Source organism: Kribbella endophytica, from assembly GCF_054781295.1.
The window spans coordinates 1-17,173 of sequence record NZ_BAAGUR010000010.1 but is presented as its reverse complement, the minus strand read 5'-3'; the positions used below and the strand labels follow the sequence as shown (position 1 = coordinate 17,173).

The 17,173-nt window shown below is 68.9% G+C and carries 12 protein-coding genes and 1 rRNA gene; 7 read left to right on the top strand and 6 right to left on the bottom strand.

Annotated elements, in window-relative coordinates; all coding sequences use genetic code 11:
• Positions 1-29 precede the first annotated feature (29 nt).
• From ACYVIO_RS42765 to ACYVIO_RS42745, 5 genes are read right to left on the bottom strand one after another with little or no spacing between them, the layout of a single operon-like run.
• Positions 30-2,471, bottom strand: coding sequence for a carbohydrate-binding protein (locus tag ACYVIO_RS42765; RefSeq protein ID WP_460656761.1), 2,442 nt, complete (start codon positions 2,469-2,471; stop codon positions 30-32).
• Between the two features lie 28 nt (positions 2,472-2,499).
• Complete coding sequence (locus ACYVIO_RS42760; RefSeq protein ID WP_460656760.1) at positions 2,500-3,375, bottom strand: carbohydrate ABC transporter permease; 876 nt, start codon at positions 3,373-3,375, stop codon at positions 2,500-2,502.
• On the bottom strand, positions 3,372-4,247 hold the full coding sequence (locus tag ACYVIO_RS42755) for a carbohydrate ABC transporter permease (RefSeq protein ID WP_460656759.1): 876 nt from the start codon (positions 4,245-4,247) through the stop codon (positions 3,372-3,374). Before ACYVIO_RS42755 ends, ACYVIO_RS42760 begins: the two co-directional genes overlap by 4 nt.
• Positions 4,248-4,251: 4 nt before the next feature.
• Positions 4,252-5,607 (bottom strand): ABC transporter substrate-binding protein, encoded by a 1,356-nt coding sequence (locus ACYVIO_RS42750; protein WP_460656758.1) that lies wholly within the window; start codon positions 5,605-5,607, stop codon positions 4,252-4,254.
• Between the two features lie 3 nt (positions 5,608-5,610).
• The gene (locus ACYVIO_RS42745) at positions 5,611-7,221 is read right to left on the bottom strand and encodes a glycoside hydrolase family 13 protein (protein ID WP_460656757.1); all 1,611 of its coding nucleotides are present in this window, start codon (positions 7,219-7,221) and stop codon (positions 5,611-5,613) included.
• Between the two features lie 111 nt (positions 7,222-7,332).
• On the opposite strand from ACYVIO_RS42745, the gene ACYVIO_RS42740 reads away from it, so the two are divergent.
• From ACYVIO_RS42740 to ACYVIO_RS42710, 7 genes are all read left to right on the top strand, one after another.
• Entirely contained in the window at positions 7,333-8,358 is a 1,026-nt protein-coding gene (locus ACYVIO_RS42740) for a LacI family DNA-binding transcriptional regulator (protein ID WP_460656756.1), read from the top strand.
• Between the two features lie 118 nt (positions 8,359-8,476).
• The gene (locus tag ACYVIO_RS42735) at positions 8,477-9,667 is read left to right on the top strand and encodes a hypothetical protein (protein ID WP_460656755.1); all 1,191 of its coding nucleotides are present in this window, start codon (positions 8,477-8,479) and stop codon (positions 9,665-9,667) included.
• Positions 9,664-10,512: a hypothetical protein gene (locus ACYVIO_RS42730; RefSeq protein WP_460656754.1), complete on the top strand. Its 849-nt coding sequence runs from the start codon at positions 9,664-9,666 to the stop codon at positions 10,510-10,512. Before ACYVIO_RS42735 ends, ACYVIO_RS42730 begins: the two co-directional genes overlap by 4 nt.
• The gene (locus ACYVIO_RS42725; RefSeq protein ID WP_460656753.1) at positions 10,505-11,158 is read left to right on the top strand and encodes a hypothetical protein; all 654 of its coding nucleotides are present in this window, start codon (positions 10,505-10,507) and stop codon (positions 11,156-11,158) included. Before ACYVIO_RS42730 ends, ACYVIO_RS42725 begins: the two co-directional genes overlap by 8 nt.
• The gene (locus ACYVIO_RS42720; protein WP_460656752.1) at positions 11,155-14,796 is read left to right on the top strand and encodes a coiled-coil domain-containing protein; all 3,642 of its coding nucleotides are present in this window, start codon (positions 11,155-11,157) and stop codon (positions 14,794-14,796) included. The genes ACYVIO_RS42725 and ACYVIO_RS42720 overlap by 4 nt, the downstream gene beginning before the upstream one ends.
• A 234-nt stretch (positions 14,797-15,030) precedes the next feature.
• Positions 15,031-15,684, top strand: coding sequence for a hypothetical protein (locus ACYVIO_RS42715; protein WP_460656751.1), 654 nt, complete (start codon positions 15,031-15,033; stop codon positions 15,682-15,684).
• 654 nt (positions 15,685-16,338) lie between these two features.
• Complete coding sequence (locus ACYVIO_RS42710) at positions 16,339-16,887, top strand: hypothetical protein (RefSeq protein WP_460656750.1); 549 nt, start codon at positions 16,339-16,341, stop codon at positions 16,885-16,887.
• Between the two features lie 201 nt (positions 16,888-17,088).
• Here ACYVIO_RS42710 and rrf read toward each other — a convergent pair.
• Positions 17,089-17,173, bottom strand: a 5S ribosomal RNA gene (gene rrf, locus ACYVIO_RS42705); the annotation flags it as partial.

Sequence of the window (17,173 nt, the reverse complement as noted above, 5' to 3'; positions counted from 1 at the left end):
GGTTCGGTCGTCGGCGAGCTTTCAGGGGGTCAGAAGCCCGAGTTCCCCGGGCCTCGGTTGAGGGTGTAGCCGGTGGTGTTGTTGAGACCGCCGCTGCCCGTGCCGGAGACCGTGACGTAGTTGAAGGTGCCGGAACCGGGACTGAAGATCTCGATGCCGTACGTGCCGGCTCCGCTCACCTTCACGTGGTCGAAGGTGATGTTCGTGATCGGCCGCTGCCAGGTCATCAGGATGCCCTGGTACGTGCTGTCGAGGATGTCGACGTCCTTGATCAGCACCGGTGCCGTCATGTCGCGGGACTCGGCGTAGATCCACAGGGCGCCCTGGCTGCTGTTCCAGTCGGTGTTGAACCCGCCCGCCCTGGTGATCGTGTTGCGCTGCACGACCGTCGTACCGGCGAACGGTTGCGCACCGTGCCAGGTCGAGACGGTGATCCCGGACGCCGTGTAGACGGTGTCGGAGACCAGGTTGTCCTCGATCCGGTTCCCGTTGCCGCCGTAGATCGCGGCGCCGTTGGCGAGCGCCGGCGACTGGACGGTGTTGAAGGTGAACGCGCTGTTGGTCACCGACGCGCTGAACGACCACATCGCGAGCGCGTCGTCGCCGGTGTTGCGCAGTACGGTCTGGTCCACGCGGGAGTTGCTGACGGTGTCGTTCAGGTTCACGCCGTCGGCGAACGTGTTCCGGATCCGTACGCCGGCCATGTACAGCCCGTTGGCGTTGTTGACCCAGAGTCCGACCTTCGCGTGCTCGACCCACACGTTGTGGATCAGCGAGCCGGTCCCGAAGTCGCCCTGCATCGCCGCGTGCGTCGTGACCGCGCCGTCGGGATCGCGGTACCGGACGTCGCCCGCGAAGGTGAAGTCGGCCAGCTGGATGTTGCTACCGATCCCGAGGAACCCGCCGAGCCCGTTGTTGCCGCGGATCGTGGTGTGCCACATCCCCGCGCCGCGGATCGTCACGTTGTCCACGTTGAGCCGGTTCGTCAGGTCGAAGGTGCCGGCCGGGACCCAGAGCGGCTTGCCCTGCGACTTCGCCGCGCTGATCGCCGTCGTGAAGGCGTTCGTGTCGTCGCCGGAGCCGGAGGTCGCGCCGTACGACGTGACGTCGAGCGCGCCGGCCGGTGCGGTCAGGGCCGGAGCGACGACCTCGGTGTCGATCAGGTCGACGGTGATCGGCGTCGAGCCGTCGTTCTGGAGCTTGAGCACGGTCCCGGCCGGGTAGCTCGGCAGCGTCGTACGGACCTCGTCGTAGAAGCGGTGGCCGTTGCCGAGTCCCGGGTCGTTCGGGAACGGGTAGAGCCCGTAGACCCAGCTGTACGCCGAGGTGAGCGTGACGTCCTTGACCTTCGTGCCGCCCGCGTAGATGCCGAGCGGTGCGGAGATGCCGGTGCCGGCGGCGTTGTCCGGGATCGAGTAGCGGACGACGAGCGAGTTGGTCGGCTGGGTCAGGGTGAACTGGGTGTACTTGCCGGCGTTGTCGAGGCGGACCGAGCGGCGGCCGGAGGACTCCGAGGGGATGGTTCGGTAAGTGCGGTCGGGGCCGAGGACCGTGCCGTTCGTGCTGCCGTTCTCGGCTTCGTACTCGGTGTAGTTGACGGTCGCGCCACGCGTCGCGAGGGCGGCCGCGCCGGTGACGGTGACGTCGTCGAGGGCGACGTTGCCGCTGTCGCCGGTGTCGTACTGGTAGCCGATCAGGTTGAGGCCTTGGCGCAGCGGCAGCGATTGTTGCGTTGTCGACCATCCGGTGGCCGGGGGCAACGAGAGCTGGCCGGTCTTGACGCCGTTCGCGTAGACGCTGAGGGTCTTGGTGCTGCCTGTCGAGTTGTTGTAGCGCAGGATGGTGTTGATGTTGCCTGCGGCATTGAGTTTGACGGTGCGGATGACGCGGCTGCCTTGGTTGTTCAGGGTGACGTACCCGCTGCCGGTGAAGCCGCTGACGCCGGTGCCGATGGTCGCACCGCCGGAGAGGAAGCCGCCTTCGAGGCCGGTGCCGTCGGACGGCGGGACGGGCGCGGAGACGTTCAGGTTGTCGAGGTTGACGTTGCCGGAGTCGGAGGTGTCGAAGCGGTAGGCGATGGTGTTCGCGCCGGCTGTGAGCGGGACGGATTCGCTCGAGGTGCCCCAACTCGCCCAGCCGCCGGTCGCGGGGAGGTTGATCTGGCGGAGCTTCGAGCCGCCGACGTACAGGGACAGCGTCATCGTGACGCCGGTGCCGTTGGCGTAGCGCAGGGTCGCCGTACCGGTTCCCGCTTGGGCCGACGAGGCGGTGAAGGTGGTGGCGGCGTTGCCTTTGTTGCCGTCGGTGTAACCACCGACGTACGCCGTACCGGTGTAGCCGGCGTGCTCGGTCTGGGCGGTTGCACCGCCCGAGAGTGCGGCACTCTCGGCTTCGAGTGTTGCGGCTTCGGCTGGGATGGTCAGCGCTGCCAGGGCGAGCACTAGAACAGCAACGAGTCGGAATCTGGGCATGGGCGGGCCCTTCTCTGGGTGAGGTGGTTCATCCCTTGACGGCACCGCCCAGCGCCCCGGACTTCAGGAAGAGGCGCTGGAACACCAGGAACAGTGCGACCGGGATGACGGTGGAGATCGCGAGCGCGGCCAGGAACACGTCGAGCTCGACGAACCGTTGCAACGCGGGCAGCCGCACCGACAGCGGCTGACGATCGGGATCGGGCAGGACCAGCAGCGGCCAGAGGAAGTCCTTCCAGGCGGCGATCACGGCGAACACCGAGACCACCCCGAGGATCGGCCGCGACATCGGCAGGACGACGGACCAGAACAGCCGGTACGGACCGGCGCCGTCGACCCGCGCGGCCTCGAACACCTCGCGCGGCAGGTTCGCGAAGAACCGCTGCACGAGCAGGATGTTGAACGCGTTCGCCCCGGCCGGCAACCAGACCGCCCAGAACGAGTTGATCAGCGACACCTTCAGCAGCGGCGGGTCGACGATCGTGAGGTAGAGCGGGACGAGCAGGACGACCGACGGGACGAACAGCGTCGCCAGGACGACGCCGGTCAGGAGCTTGCCGTACCGCGGTCGGAGGATCGCCAGGGCGTACCCGGCGGTCGTTGCCACGAGCAATTGCACCAGCCAGGAGCCGGCGGCGAGGACGACGGTGTTGAAGAAGTACTTGTCGATCTCGACGCGGGTCCACGCGGTGGACAGGTTGGCCCAGTCGATCCCGTTCGGCCAGAGTGCGAGCGGCGCGCGCAGGGTGTCCTGCGTCGGCGTCAGGGCTCCCTTGGCGAGCCACAGCATCGGGCCGAGTCCGGCCAGGAAGAGGAGCACGAGCAGCACCGCGTGCACGCCGTACGACGTACGCCGGAGACCTGGCCGGCGCCAGTCCGAGTCGGACAGGATGCCCCTGCTCATGTCGTGCTCCAGGATCGGGTCAGGCGGAAGTAGAGCGCGGACAGCAGGCCGAGCACGACCGCGAGCATGATGCTCAGCGCGGTCGCCGAGCCGTACGCGCCGCCGAGACTGTTGGCGAAGGCGTAGTTGTAGATCAGCAGCAGGATCGTCGTGGTCGAGTTGGCCGGGCCGCCGCCGGTGAAGAGGAACGGCTCGAGAAATACTTGGGCAGTACCAACGATCTGCAGGATGAACGTGATCAGCAGGATCCCGCGCAGCTGCGGGAGCGTGACGTGCCAGACCTTGCGCCAGATCGACGCGCGGTCGATCTCGGCGGCCTCGTACAGGTCGGTGGAGACTCCGGTCAGTGCGGCCAGGTAGATGATCACCGTGCCGCCCGTCGCGGCCCAGGTCGCTTCCAGGACCAGTGCGGGCATGGCCGAGCCGGAGTCCTGCAGCCACGACACCGGGCCGAGTCCGGCCCAGCCGAGGATGGTGTTGAAGACTCCGTTCGGTGACGCGTCGTAGAAGAACTTCCAGAGCAGTACGGCAACCACCGGTGGGATGACGACGGGCAGGTAGGCCAGTGCGCTGTAGAGCCCCTTGAACCGGCGTACCTCACTCATCAGCACTGCCGCGAGCAGTGGGACCGGGTAGCCGAAGAGCAGGGCGAGCAGTGCGAAGTACAGGGTGTTCTTGACCGCTGTCCAGAGCAGGGGGTCGGCCAGGACGTCCTGGAAGTTCTGCAGCCCGACGAACGTGGGCGGGGTGACCAGGTTGGTCTCCTGGAAGCTCATCACCACGGCGCGGGCGATCGGGAACCAGGAGAAGAGCCCGAACACCAGCAGCAGCGGCAGGAGGAACACCAGGGCGCCCTTGGAGGAGGTGCGCATCCGGTCAGTTCCGGTCCAGCAGGGCCTGCGCCTCGGCGTCGGCCTTCTTCAGCAGGTCGGCGATGTCGGCGTCCTTCTTGGTCAGCACCGTCTGCACCACCGGGTCGAGCACCTTGTAGACCTCCTGGGTCGAGCGGGACGGCTCGGTCACCAGCGGCTGGTCGAACATCTTGTCCGTGTACGGCACCATCTGCTCCAGCGGGACGTTCACGTACTGCTTGACCCAGCCCAGCGACTCGTCGTACGTCGCCTTGTCGAACACCGGCAACTGCGGCGCCCCCACCGGCTGCTTGGACGCGGCCGTGGTCTTGGCATCCAGTACGGCGGACTCCTGGTCGATCAGCTTCTTCAGGTAGTAGAAGTCGATCCACTTGACCGCCGCGGCCTTAGTCGACTCCCCGGCCTTCGCGCTGACCGTCGCGAGCGTGCCACCGCCGAGCACACCGGCGTCCGGCGAGTCCTTCAGCGGTACGACGGTCACGCCGTAGTCGGCCGGCTTGAGCGCGTTCTGCGTGAACAGCGAGCCGTAGTTGCCGCCACCGGACACGTACATGCCGATCTGGCCGGCCGCGAACGCCTGGTTGATGCTGCCCCAGTCGTAGAGGAAGTTGGCGCCCATGGAGTTGTCGGTCCAGCGCATGTCCTTCAGCAGCTGGAGCACCTCGGCCATCTGCGGGGTGTCGAGCTCGGCGGTCGCCTTGTCGCCGTCGATCTTCTCGGCGCGGCCGCCGAACGCGTAGTCCAGCGTGGTGAGGATCCAGCCGCCGGTGTTGTCGGTGGTCAGCTGGGCGTATCCGGCCTTGCCGGTCTTCTCGGCGATCTGCTTGGCCGCACTGCGGATCTCGTCCCAGGTCGCGGGCGGCTTGTCCGGGTCGAGACCTGCCTGCTTGAACAGGGTCCGGTTGTAGTGCAGGGCCTGCCCGTACGCCGCGATCGGGACGGCCCACATCTTGCCGTCCTCGGCCTGCCCCGACTTCGCGACGTTCGGGCTGAACTTCGCGCCGTACGGGAGACCGCCGACCAGACCGCCGATGTCCGCGATCTGCTTGCGCTCGATCAGGCCGCGGCCGTCGGTGAAGGGGACCGTGAACACGTCGGGCAGCGTGTTGCCGGCGAGCTGGGCCGTGAACGTGGTCGCCGTCCAGTTGTACTCCTGCGGCTGGACGTCGATGCCGGGGTTGGCCTTCTCGAACTGCGCGACCCGCTCGTCGAACGCGGCGATCGCGCCCTTGTCGAGGCCGGGATCGCGGGCGACCTTCAGGGTGACCGGGCCGGCGTCGGCCTCGGGTTCTTTGCTTTCGCTGCAGGCGGACGCGGCGAGCAGGCCCACCAGGACGAGTGGCGTGATCAGCTTCTTCATGGGTCAAACTCCTGTGGGGATGGGCCGGAGCCAGGCAGCGGCATCGGTGGGGAGCTCGCCGGCGACCGTCGTACTGGCGAGCAGGACTTCGTACTGGGCGGGCAGCGCGAGCGGCGGCCCGAAGTTGACGAGGCAGAGGATTTCGCCGCGGGTGAAGGCGATCAGATCTTGGTGGTTGAGCTCGTGCCAGGCGAAGGGTTTTGGCAGCTGCTTGCGCTGGTGGAGGGCTGCTCTGTAGAGCTGGAGCATCGAGTCTTCTTCTTGCTGCTGTTTCTCGACCGACCATGCGCCCCAGTCGGCCGGCTGCGGCAGCCACGGCGTGAAGCCCTGGCTGTTGAAGCCGAAGCTCGCGCCGGTCGTTGTCCAGGGCAAGGGAACCCGGCAGCCGTCGCGGCCCGGGTCCTGACCGGCCGAGCGGTGGAAGATCGGGTCCTGGAGCGCGTCGTGCGGCAGGTCCTCGACCTCGGGGAGACCGAGCTCGTCGCCTTGGTACAGATAGAGCGAGCCCGGCAACGCGGCCGTGAGCAACGCGGCTGCCCTCGCCCGGTGCGTGCCTAGCTTGAGATCGGTCGGTACGCCGAACCGTTTGGTGGCGAAGGAGAACGAGCTGTCCTCCCGTCCGTAGCGGGTGACTGGGCGGGTGACGTCATGGTTGGACAGCACCCAGGTCGCGGGCGCGTTGACCGGCGCATGCGCGGCCAGCGTCGTCTCGATCGATTCGCGCAGCTCGGCGGCGTCCCACGGGCGGCCCATCAGGTCGAAGTTGAACGCGGTGTGGATCTCGTCCGGGCGCAGGTAGCGAGCGAAGCGTTCGGGATCGGCGAGCCAGATCTCGCCGACGAGGACTTTCGGCGGGTCGTACTCGTCGGCCACCTTGCGCCATTCCCGGTAGATGTCGTGGACGCCGTCGCGGTCGACGTACGGGTGCTGCTCGGCATTGGCGAGGTTGGGGAACGTCGGGTCCTTGACCGGCATCGTGGCCGAGTCGATCCGGATTCCGGCGACGCCGCGGTCGAACCAGAAGCGAAGGATGTCCTCGTGCTCGCGGTGCACGTCGAGGTGGTTCCAGTTGAGGTCGGGCTGCTCGGGGGTGAACAGGTGGAGGTACCACTCCCCCGGCGTACCGTCCGCGTTCTTGGTGCGGGTCCAGGTGTCGCCGGAGAAGCTGGAGACCCAGTCGGTCGGCAGCTCCTCGCTCTCGCGGAACCAGAAGCGCTCGCGGGCCCCTGGTTCGTCCGCCAGCGCTTCGCGGAACCAGACGTGCTCGCTGGAGATGTGGTTCGGGACCACGTCGATAATCGTTCGGATGCCTAACGATTGGGCTTCGGCGATGAGCTGCTCGGCCTGCTCGACGGTCCCGAACGCGGGGTCGATCACGCGGTAGTCGGCGACGTCATACCCGCCGTCGGCCAACGGCGAGAGGTACCACGGGGTGAACCAGAGCGCGTCGACGCCGAGGCTCTTCAGGTACGGCAGACGAGCCCGTACGCCGGCCAGGTCGCCGGTCCCGTCACCGTCTCCGTCGGCGAAGCTGCGCGGGTAGATCTGGTAGATCACGGCGTCGCGCCACCACTCTTTTGAGGCCGCGACTGCCGGCTCGAGGCTCGACTCCATCGTCCACTCCCTGTCCCGGAACGCCTTGTTTGATGGTAGGTTTAGCGCTCCACCTTGTGGTGGACCGTAGAGTCTGGGAATCGGGATTGTCAACAGGTCGGGAGGAGATCCGTGCGGGTCACGCTGAAGGACATCGCCGACGAGGCCGGGGTGAGCATGATGACGGTGTCGAACGTGGTGAACGGCAAGCGGGCGCGCGTCTCACCCGAGACGATCGAGCGGATCCAGCGCATCGTCGCCGAGCGCGGCTACGTCCCGAGCGCGTCCGCACGCAGCCTCGCGGCCAAGTCGTCGCGGCTGATCGGGCTGCTCGTTCCGGCCGCCGACGAGGACAGCCTGATGATCAGTCCGCACAACGTCGCGATCGTCGGGCTGATCGAGCGCGAGCTGCGCAAGGGCGGGTACCACCTGCTGCTGCGCGGCATCTCGCAGCCGGCCGAGGTCGCCGAGGCGCTGCAGTCGTGGAGCCTGGACGGCGCGGTGCTGCTCGGGTTCCTGGACGAGGAGATCGACCGGCTGGCCGCTGCGACCGTGGGGAAGGTGTCGCTGCTGGCGATCGACAGCTACTCGGCCAACCCGCTGACTACCGGCGTACGGTCTGACGATTACACCGGCGCCCTGCTTGCGGCCCGGCATCTGCTGGCGCTGGGGCATCGAGAGATCGTGTTCGCGGGGCCGGCGTTCTCGGACGTCGGTGTGGTGCATCAGCGGTACGAGGGGTTCCGGGCCGCGTTCGCCGAGGCCGGGGTTCCGTGGACCGAGCGGCTGGTGACGGTCTCGACCACCGATCACGCTTCGGGGCTTTCGCTGGGGCTCGGGTTGACTTCGTCGCATCCTGACGCGACAGCTGTCTTCGCGACCGCGGACATCCTGGCGATCGGGATCATGGAGGGGCTGGCCGAGGCGGGCTGCTCGGTGCCGGGAGATGTGTCGGTGCTGGGGTTCGACGACCTGGACCTGAGCCGGTACGTGACGCCGAAGCTGACCACGATCGCCCAGGACATCCCGCAGAAGGCGGCGATCGCCGTCCGGCTGCTGCTGGCGGCGGTCGAACGCGCCGAGCACCCGGCCGATCCGATCACGCTCGACGTCCGGCTGATCACGCGGGAATCGACGGCGGCGCCGCGCTCCTCGTAGTTGTCATCGAGTTGTCCACAGGATGCCGGTCGGTCGGTTTTCGGTCTGTGGGTCCTGGTCGCTAGAGTCCCTTGTCTGGTCGCCGAATTCGGGGCGGTGGCCGACGGGAGGAGGTGCGATGGACGCCACTTTGCTGGACGCCGAGGCGGAAGCCGCGGTCCTGCGGGTCTACCGGCAGGTGTTCGCCGTGCTCGCCCGCGAGGCCGGGGCGATGATCGTCGACCCGGAGCTGCTCGACGTCGACCAGGCGATCCTGGACGCGTTCGCCGAGGCCGGCAGCGACGGGATGACCGTCGAGCAGGCGACCCAGGCCTGCCGCGCCTTCGCGCACGACCTGGTGGTCCGCCGCTTCGAGGTGCTGCGGCAGTACGGCGCCATCACCAAACTCGTCGACCGGCCCAACGAGCTGCGCCACCGCGCGGCGTTCGCGCCGTACGTGATGCTGATGTTCCTGCGCCGGATGTCGGTGCAGGGCGGCCAGGGCGAGCTGCACCAGCTGCTCACCCTCGAGGCGCACAGCGTCAGCGACCCGCGCGCCACCGAGGACGAGGGCCAGGCGTCGATCCTGCGGCTGACCAAGGTCTTCCGGCTGCTCGGGAACGAGCTGGCCATCCTGGTCTCGACCAGTACGACGGCCCAGCTCCGCGAGAACGCGCAGCTCGCGTGGGGCAACGAGCGGCTGATCGAGCAGGCCGAGAAGGTCCACCGGATCGTGCTCGAGCGCTGGCCGACCCTGCACCGGGACTGCACGCAGCTGCGGATGGCGCTCGCGGCGTACGCCGATGCGGTGCAGCTCGCGGCCGGGCGGCTTGTGGAACGGGCCGGTACGACGCGGGCGCTGGGGTTGCTGCCGATCGAGACCTGGCTGTCCTTCACGCGTGGGAGTGACACCGAGGTGTTAGCCGGCGTACTGGATGGGCTGTTGTTCGACACGGCCGCTCCGGATTTCTCGCCCGAGACGATGCTGGAGGCTGTCGAGACGGGCCGTCGTACCGGTACGGCGCGGATGGCGCCACCTCGACCGTCGGCGGAGACCGAGGCGCCGGAGTCCGCCGCGGCGACCGATCGGGAGGATCTGCGCGCCGAGGCCGAGCGGGTGCTGGCCGGGCGGGACACCGTGAGCATCGTGTCGGTGGTCGACGACGCCGGGGATTGGGTGACTGCGCGTCGCGTGCTGGCTGAGCTGACGGCGGCGCATCTGCACGACGAGTTGGACTACGAGCTGGTGTGGTCGGACGGGATGCGGATCGATCCTGCCGCGGGGACGCCGTGGGCGACCGAGGGCGAGTTCCGGCGGGTGACGCGATGACGTCGTCCTCGTCCTCGTCGGAGGTTGTGGAGAACGGGCGCGTGTACAACGCGTTGTGGTGGGCGAAGGTGCAGTCGGGCGGGGCGTTGAAGGTCCCGGTGGACACGCCTGCGGTCGCTGGGTTGGCGCGTGCGGTCGAGCCTGATGGGTCGGGGGTGTGGGTGCTGCCGACGTTGCCGGATGGTGCGGGGCACGGCGTACTGGAGGAGCTTGGCTCGCCGCCGGTTGCTGTCGAGATGCCGAACGAGACGGCTCGGGTGCTGTCGATCTGCGTGGCGTGCTGCTGGGTCGAGCGGGATGCGTCTGCTTGGCCTGGCGTTGTCGGGACCTTGGTGCAGATCAAGGCGGTGTACGCGGGGATGCGTGGGCGGCCTGAGCAGTCCAGTGACCTCACGCTGATCATCGGCAGTCTTCGCCGACTGCATTCCACGCATTGGCTCCTCTGGGACGAGAAGGTCGGGGAGGTTCGACTCGGACCTCGCACGATCACCTGGGGTACGTCTGACCTCGCCACCCTTCGGGAAATCTGCAGAGTCCTCCCGGATCCGCCGGCCGCCGTACTGGCTGAACGCAAGCCGGAAACGCCCGCGGATCCGCTGCCTTCCGAGGACTCCTCCTCGCCTGCACCGGACGGCCGGGTGCCTGGACCTGATGGACCGGCCGATGCGGCCGCTGTTGTCTCGGAGGACGCCTCCGATGCCCCGGCGGACCCGGCGCCCTTGGAGGGAGCGTCTTCTCCGGCTGACGCATCGGAGGATTCCTCCGATGCTCCGGCGGACCCGGCGCGTTCGGACGGTTCGTCTTCTCCGGCTTCGGCTGACGCATCGGGGGACTCCGATGACTGAGCAGCACGCGCTCTTCGACCCCATCCTTCGCGACCTCAGCGACCGTTCGCGCGACGAGGTGCTCGCGGCGTTCAGCGCCGTCCAGTACGCCGCCAACCCGGTCGCCGAAGTCCAGCTCCCCGGCCTCCGCGACGTCACCCTCCGCCGCCAGGTCCAGAAGATGCTCACCCTGATCGGCCGAGTCCTGGTCAAGGTCGACGGCACCCACTGGACCTCCGGCTACGCCGACGACGTCGCCAAAACCCTGACAGCGCAGGGCTGGCAACCCCTGTCCGCCGTAGACCGCGCCGTACTCGTCCTGGTCCTCGTGCACTCAGTCGCGATCCCCCGCAGCGAAGGCATCCTCACCGGCGACAGCTGGAAGTCAGCCCGCCCAACCACCGTCGACGAACTGCGCACCACGAAAATCAGCGGCGAGGAACGACGCCTAGCCCTGCAACGACTCCGAGCCGCCGGCCTGATCCAACTCTCCGGCGACCACTCCGGCGGACCGAGCTACATCCCCGGTCCCCAACTCCAACGACTGACCCCGGCCGCCCGCCGCCGCCTCCAGGATCAGCTGATCCTCGCGGCCGCACCGGCCAGCCCGATCGCGGAGGCCATCCGCGCGCGCAAAGGCATCACCGAAGACGAGGGAGCGGCATGAGCCCAGCATCACCCGAGGGCAAGCACAACAACGCCCCCGAGGGCCCGACCACGCCCAAGTCGGCGGAGCTGACCCCTGCCGACACCCCGTCAGGCAAGGACGCGAAGCCCAAGGCCGCAACGGCAGCGGCCGCGACCGACACCAAGGCGACCGCGAACGCCAAGGCCAGCACGCCATCCACCCCCAAGTCGGCGGAGCTGACCCCTGCCGACACCCCGTCAGGCAAGGACGCGAAGCCCAAGGCCGCCACGGCAGCGACCGCGACCGCGACCGACACCAAGGCGACCGCGAACGCCAACGCCAGCACGCCATCCACCCCCAAGTCGGCGGAGGCGACCTCTGCAGACACCCCGTCAGGCAAGGACGCCAAGCCCAAGCCCAGCACCCGCCGTACCACCGAAGGCCCGTCCGACGGCGCCTTCGACATCCTCGGCTCGAAGGTCCTGATCGGCGTACAGGTCGTCGACCTCTCCCGCCTTTCGACCCACCCCATCCCCATGGTCGGCCAAGGCCTCGTGACGGTCGCCGGCCAAGGCCCGGTCGACTCCAACGGCGCCGGCAAGTCCTCCTGGATCGCCGCGCTCTCCCTCCTCCACGCCGACGACCAATGGCGCCTCACCAGCGGCGCCCCAGGCGCAGCAGAGCTCCTCTTCACCGCAGAAGCAGCCGGCCAGGAAGGCAACTGGTCGAACGTAGACCGCGGCTACATCGTCGGCGTCTTCTCCGACCCCGACCTGACCGACCTCGCCGAGATCGAGTCCGCCGCGATCACCGTCTGGATCCGCATCAACCGCAAGGCGTCGTACCTCGACCTCCGCTGGAAGAACGGCCTGCACGTCCCGTACGGCGCCACCGAGTCGGAACGCGCCGCCGGCGCCGACGCCCTCTGGGCCGCACTCCCCCACTCCAACGGCCGCACCGACTACCACGCGAACAAGCTCTCCCAGGTCCTGTACGGCGGCCAGGTGCGCTGCGTCTCGTTCCTGTCGACCTCGGTCCGCTCCAGCCCCACCGCCAACCTCCTCGCCGAGCCGCTCAACGAGCTCGGCCCCGCGCGCATCTTCAACGCCATCGCCACCCTCACCGGCCTCGACCACGAACTCGAGCAGGAGCAGGCCCACCGCTCCGCGGAGCACACCCAGCGCGAGGCGACCAAGCAGGCGGCCGCAGACCTGCAGCGCTGGGAGCAGGAGATGGCCACCGTCGAGGCGGGCATCCTCCAGCGCGCTGCGGCCCGCTCCGCTCTGGCCGCCGCCAAGGAGTCCTGGCTGGCACGCTGCGCCCGTCACCTGGTCGACGGCGACGCCCGGAACAGCGAGATCCTGCACGAGCTGGCTGCCCTCGACGAACGCGTCGCGGAGCAGGAAGCCCGACGCGAGGCCGTCGACACCGAGATCGACGCCTTCGGCAGCGAGGAGAACCTCCTCCGCGACGTACAGCTGACCCGCCAGGAACGCGACAAGCTCGACGCCCGGGACCGTGAACTGGACCTCGCGCAGCGCTCGGTACGCGAGCAGCTCGAGCGCCTCGGCCAAGAGCACCGCCGCCTCGTCGACGCCGGCCGCTCGGCCGACGGCCGCGAACTGGACGTCGCGCTCACCGAGCAGGACGAAGCGCGCGCCGTACTCGAAGAGCACATCGGCCGCGACCACGCGGCCCGACTGGCCGTCGACCAGGCGTCCGGCGAGCTGCGCGAGGCGGAGAGCGGCCAGACCGTGTCCGCGCCGCAGCAGCAGGTTCTGGAGAACGCCGGCATCGCCTGCGGCGCCCTCACCGACATCACCGAACTCCCCGCCGGCGACCGCGCCGAGTGGGAACCGCGCCTCTCGCCGTACAGCGAAGCCGTAGTCGTCGACGCCGACGACGCCACTCTGGCCGCGTCGGCCTTGGCCGACGCCGGCTACCCAGGCTTCCTCCTGGTCCTCGCCAACCGCCCCGGCGACAGCGCCCCCGCTGCCTCGGCCTCGGGCTCCTCCGGCACCTCGGCCTCCGACGGCGCCGCCTCTTCTGCCCCCGGCACCAGCGCGGCCGCCGCCAAGGCGTCCGGCTCGGCCGCGAAGGGCCGCAAGTCGGCAGCCAACGGCCCGAGCTCAGCTGACCCGCGCTTCTCGCTCGACACCTTCTTCTCCACCCTCGCCGCACGCGCGAGCAAGGAACTCATCGACGACCCCGCCGGCGTCATCTCCGTCGGCCAGCACGACGAGCCGATCACCGGTCGCACCGCCCGCATCGAGGCCGCCCGCCGCCGCGTCGAATCCGCCGTCGAGGCACGCGCCGCCGCATCCGCCGCGCTGGAACAAGCCCGATCCCGCGTCCAGCAGGCTGAACGCCGTACGGCGGCCGCCCGCGCCCTCGGCACGGCCTCCGACCTGCAGGAGCAGATGCTCGCCCTGCGCGAGGAGAACGACCGCCACGAAACCGACCGCGACGCCCTCGCCCCCCAGCTCCAGGCCGCGAAGGAGTCAGCGGAAGCCGCGGCCGGCCAGCAGCTGGTCCGCGACGAGCGCCTGAAGAACCTCGAGGCCACCCGCCGCGAGCACGACCGCCTGCTCGACGAGCTCGGCGGCCGCCGCCTGATCCTGCTCGAGGAGCAGACCGGCCTCGACCTCGTGTCCCGTACGACGGCCTGGGGCGGTACCGCCGACGAGGCGTCCGAGTTCCTGCTCGCCCTCGCCGGCGACACTCAGCGCCGTACGACGGCCGACTGGAACCACCAGACCTCGACCCAGCTCGACGACGTCATCCGCCGCTGCTTCCCGAACGCGCGCTCCCGGGAGGAGATCCCCAGCGAACTGTGGGAGATCCTGAACGGCCCCGACGGCTGGTCGACCGGCACCCTCGGCACCCGCGTCGGCCTGGTCCCCGCGCTGCAGCGCACGCTGGCCAGCCACCTCGCCCAGCACGAGACCTTCGACAGCCTGCAGCAACAGCAGATCGCCAGCCAGCGCGCCGAGCGCAACGCCGCCCTCGAACGCGCCCGCGAAGGCCTCGGTGAGGCCGAAAGCACCGCCCGCGCCCACCGCGCATCCCTCGCCGACGGCATCAAGTCCCGCCTGCGACTCGTGTCGAACGAGTTCGACCGCCTCGACCAGGCGTACGGCGGCTACGGCGCGAAGCTCGAGTACCCCGAACCCGACCCGCCGTCCGAGCCCGACAAGCCCTGGCGCTGGACCGTCACCCCCAAGTGGCGCCGCTCCGAGGGCGGCCCGTTCTCCGCCTTCAACGTCAAGGGCAACACCGCCCAGATGGACGAGAAGGCCGTCAAACTCGTCTGCGCCGCAGCCCTGGCCGGCGGCAGCGACCGCCCCCTGCTCCTGATCCTCGACGAGCTCGGCCGCAACCTAGGCTCCCAGCACCGCCGAGAGGCAGTAGCCCTCTTCGAACAAATCGGCCGAGACCGCAACATCACCGTCATCGGCGCCCTCCAGGACGACATGGAGCGCTACGCCCTCGCGTCGTCCCGCCTCTACGTCAAACTCCGCCGAAGCTCCGACACCATGCCCTACAACCAGGCCCCCGTCGTCAAGGGCAACGAAGACTACGCCGCCCGAGTAGAACTCCTCCGCACCTGGCTCGACTCCTACCGAGGCCCAGCCCCCACCCTCGACCTCCCGACCCCCACCCTCGACACCCCGTAACCCAGCACCACGGCGCCGCCCCACCCCCACCAAACAGCGCAGGTTAGGGCGGGATACTGCGGAATAGGCACCCCGGTGGTCTGGTCCACACCCGGGATCCGCCACACTAGACCTGTGATGCGTCTGCTGAACGGGGATGTCACCCGCTTCCACCGCTCACATCTGGCCAACCCGTCATCACGCGGCGTACCGTCCGTGGGGCAACTCCAGCCGGTAACCGATCGGAGGGCGTGAATGGCATCCTGGCTTCTGCGCGCCCAGTGGTCGCACCGCGACGAGTCCGTCGAGCAGCGCGCACTCCGTGTCGGCCGAACACTCACCGCAGTCGCCGTGGCCTTCCCCGACGTCCACGCCTGGACCCAGGACGAGCGCTGGGGGTACCACGTACTGGAGGCCGACGGCACCACTCCCCTCGAGGAGATGGTCGAGGCCACCACCAAGGTCCTCTCCAACGGTTCCAGCACCACCAGACTCCACCTGCAGAGCACCGGCGAACTCCCCTGGCTCTTCGACCTCTCCATGGGCAGCACCCTGACCACCGCGTCAGACCAGCTCACCCTGCACTGGAGCGACGATGACGCCCTCATCCAGTCCGAACGCTTCGCCCAGGTCCTCCGAGCAGTAGTCACGATCTGGGAACCCGAATGGGCCAGCATCGCCGACACCGAGCTCGCCACAGCCGCCGGCCTCTTCCGCCGCGGCATCCCCACCATGGGCTGGCTCACCTACGTACGAGGAATGGTCGCCGGCGCCCACGGCATCGACATAGACCTCACCCCCTTCGAACGAGGCACCCTCCTCGAGGCCCCCGTAGCCCCCATAGACCTCTCCCCGGTCCACATCTGCGCCGCAGCCGCCCTCGTAGGAATCACCCCAGAAGACCTCTGACCTGCTGCCGGCTCCAAGCCACCAGTCTCAGGTCATTCCAACGACGTTCTGCACCGCACCTCTGATTCCACGAGGCACCAGTACCGCACCTCGCACGCGCTCGTCGAGAACCCCGGGCATGCATGCGACGCCACGCCCGCGCCACCGAACCCTCCGCAAAGCAGCTCACCGAACAACCCTCCGCAGCCACCTCCGCCCGGCCACGCCGGTCCTCATGGAGATACGCTGCCGCTCGGGGACGCTGTTCCATCCCGCGGCCTCGCCGAGGACCAGTGCGACGACCTGCTCATCGGGCATACGAGCTCATGACTACTCTGGGGATCTCCTTCGCGACGGTCTCCGCATCCTCGGCGGCGGACTCCACGAAGCCACCCTCCCCGCCGACACCCCACACAACCTGGCGCTCCCGCACGCAGGCACCGAATCGCGCTGGCCCAGAGGCAACGTGGTGCGGCAGCCCAACTCCGGGCCGACGGGGATGCATCCGAGTCGACCGCCACACGGGATGGTGACCCCTCCACCTCTACCCGGCGCGCCAGAGCGCCCGGCAGGGCGCTGTTCACCCACCAGGGCAAGTCCAGGCCCGTGCCGCCGGTGAGGCCCTCGGCCACGGCGGCGCCAGCGACGGCCCACCACTCTGCCGACAGACGGCTGATGAACCCGCGCGACGACCTGGCCTGGCGAATCCGGCCTGCTCCGGTGGCCCCTGCGGACCGCAGTGACGACCTCCTTGTGCTCGCGCAGCGCCTAGATCGCGATGCCGCCGCCGTAATACCGGCGGTGCGAATCGTCTGCTCGCGCAGCGCCTGGGTCGCGATGCCGCCGCCGGAGTACCGGCGGCACGGATCGTCACCGGGCGGGCCGGCGCGATGGCCGCGGATCTTGCGCACCACGGCGATGCCGCTGAGCCCCCGGCCAAACGGCAATGCCGGTCAGCCCCTGGCCAAGGCGGGTCAGCCGGGCAGCCGGGCAGCCGGGCAGCCGGGCGACAACGAAGACCAGAAGTGTCTGGGGCACTCGATCTGCCGCGGCGCCGTCAACCTTGGCACCACCACGACCCAGCCCCTGTCGATCCTGGGTGAGGACCTGAACGCCAGCACCTCCCGGGTAGCGCTCGTGTGCCGCGATCTCACGTACGCCGGCGCTCCCTCGGGCGGGAACGGACAACTGGTAGCCGCACGCTCAAAAGACTTGAGCTGGTAGCAAACCAGGCTTGAGGGCAGTGGCGGATGGAACATGCGTCCCATAGGCGCTGAGTGTTTGGACGTGCGAAGTGGTCTGGACGTGCGAAAGCGGCCGGCCTGATGGGCCGACCGCTCGAGGTCAGAACAGTTAAGGATCAAAAACTGGTGGGGGAAATGTTAAGGGCCACCCCGGTGTGGGGTGGCCCTTAACAGTGTGAATGTCCGGCGACGTCCTACTCTCCCACGACCTCCCGGTCGCAGTACCATCGGCGCTGAAGGGCTTAACTTCCAGGTTCGGAATGGAG

Excerpts from the sequence above, each read along its gene's own strand:
- ACYVIO_RS42765 (WP_460656761.1), bottom strand. The coding sequence starts at position 2,471 with ATGCCCAGATTCCGACTCGTTGCTGTTCTAGTGCTCGCCCTGGCAGCG.
- ACYVIO_RS42760 (WP_460656760.1), bottom strand. The coding sequence starts at position 3,375 with ATGAGCAGGGGCATCCTGTCCGACTCGGACTGGCGCCGGCCAGGTCTC.
- ACYVIO_RS42755 (WP_460656759.1), bottom strand. The coding sequence starts at position 4,247 with ATGCGCACCTCCTCCAAGGGCGCCCTGGTGTTCCTCCTGCCGCTGCTG.
- ACYVIO_RS42750 (WP_460656758.1), bottom strand. The coding sequence starts at position 5,607 with ATGAAGAAGCTGATCACGCCACTCGTCCTGGTGGGCCTGCTCGCCGCG.
- ACYVIO_RS42745 (WP_460656757.1), bottom strand. The coding sequence starts at position 7,221 with ATGGAGTCGAGCCTCGAGCCGGCAGTCGCGGCCTCAAAAGAGTGGTGG.
- ACYVIO_RS42735 (WP_460656755.1), top strand. The coding sequence starts at position 8,477 with ATGGACGCCACTTTGCTGGACGCCGAGGCGGAAGCCGCGGTCCTGCGG.
- ACYVIO_RS42730 (WP_460656754.1), top strand. The coding sequence starts at position 9,664 with ATGACGTCGTCCTCGTCCTCGTCGGAGGTTGTGGAGAACGGGCGCGTG.
- ACYVIO_RS42725 (WP_460656753.1), top strand. The coding sequence starts at position 10,505 with ATGACTGAGCAGCACGCGCTCTTCGACCCCATCCTTCGCGACCTCAGC.
- ACYVIO_RS42720 (WP_460656752.1), top strand. The coding sequence starts at position 11,155 with ATGAGCCCAGCATCACCCGAGGGCAAGCACAACAACGCCCCCGAGGGC.
- ACYVIO_RS42715 (WP_460656751.1), top strand. The coding sequence starts at position 15,031 with ATGGCATCCTGGCTTCTGCGCGCCCAGTGGTCGCACCGCGACGAGTCC.
- ACYVIO_RS42710 (WP_460656750.1), top strand. The coding sequence starts at position 16,339 with ATGAACCCGCGCGACGACCTGGCCTGGCGAATCCGGCCTGCTCCGGTG.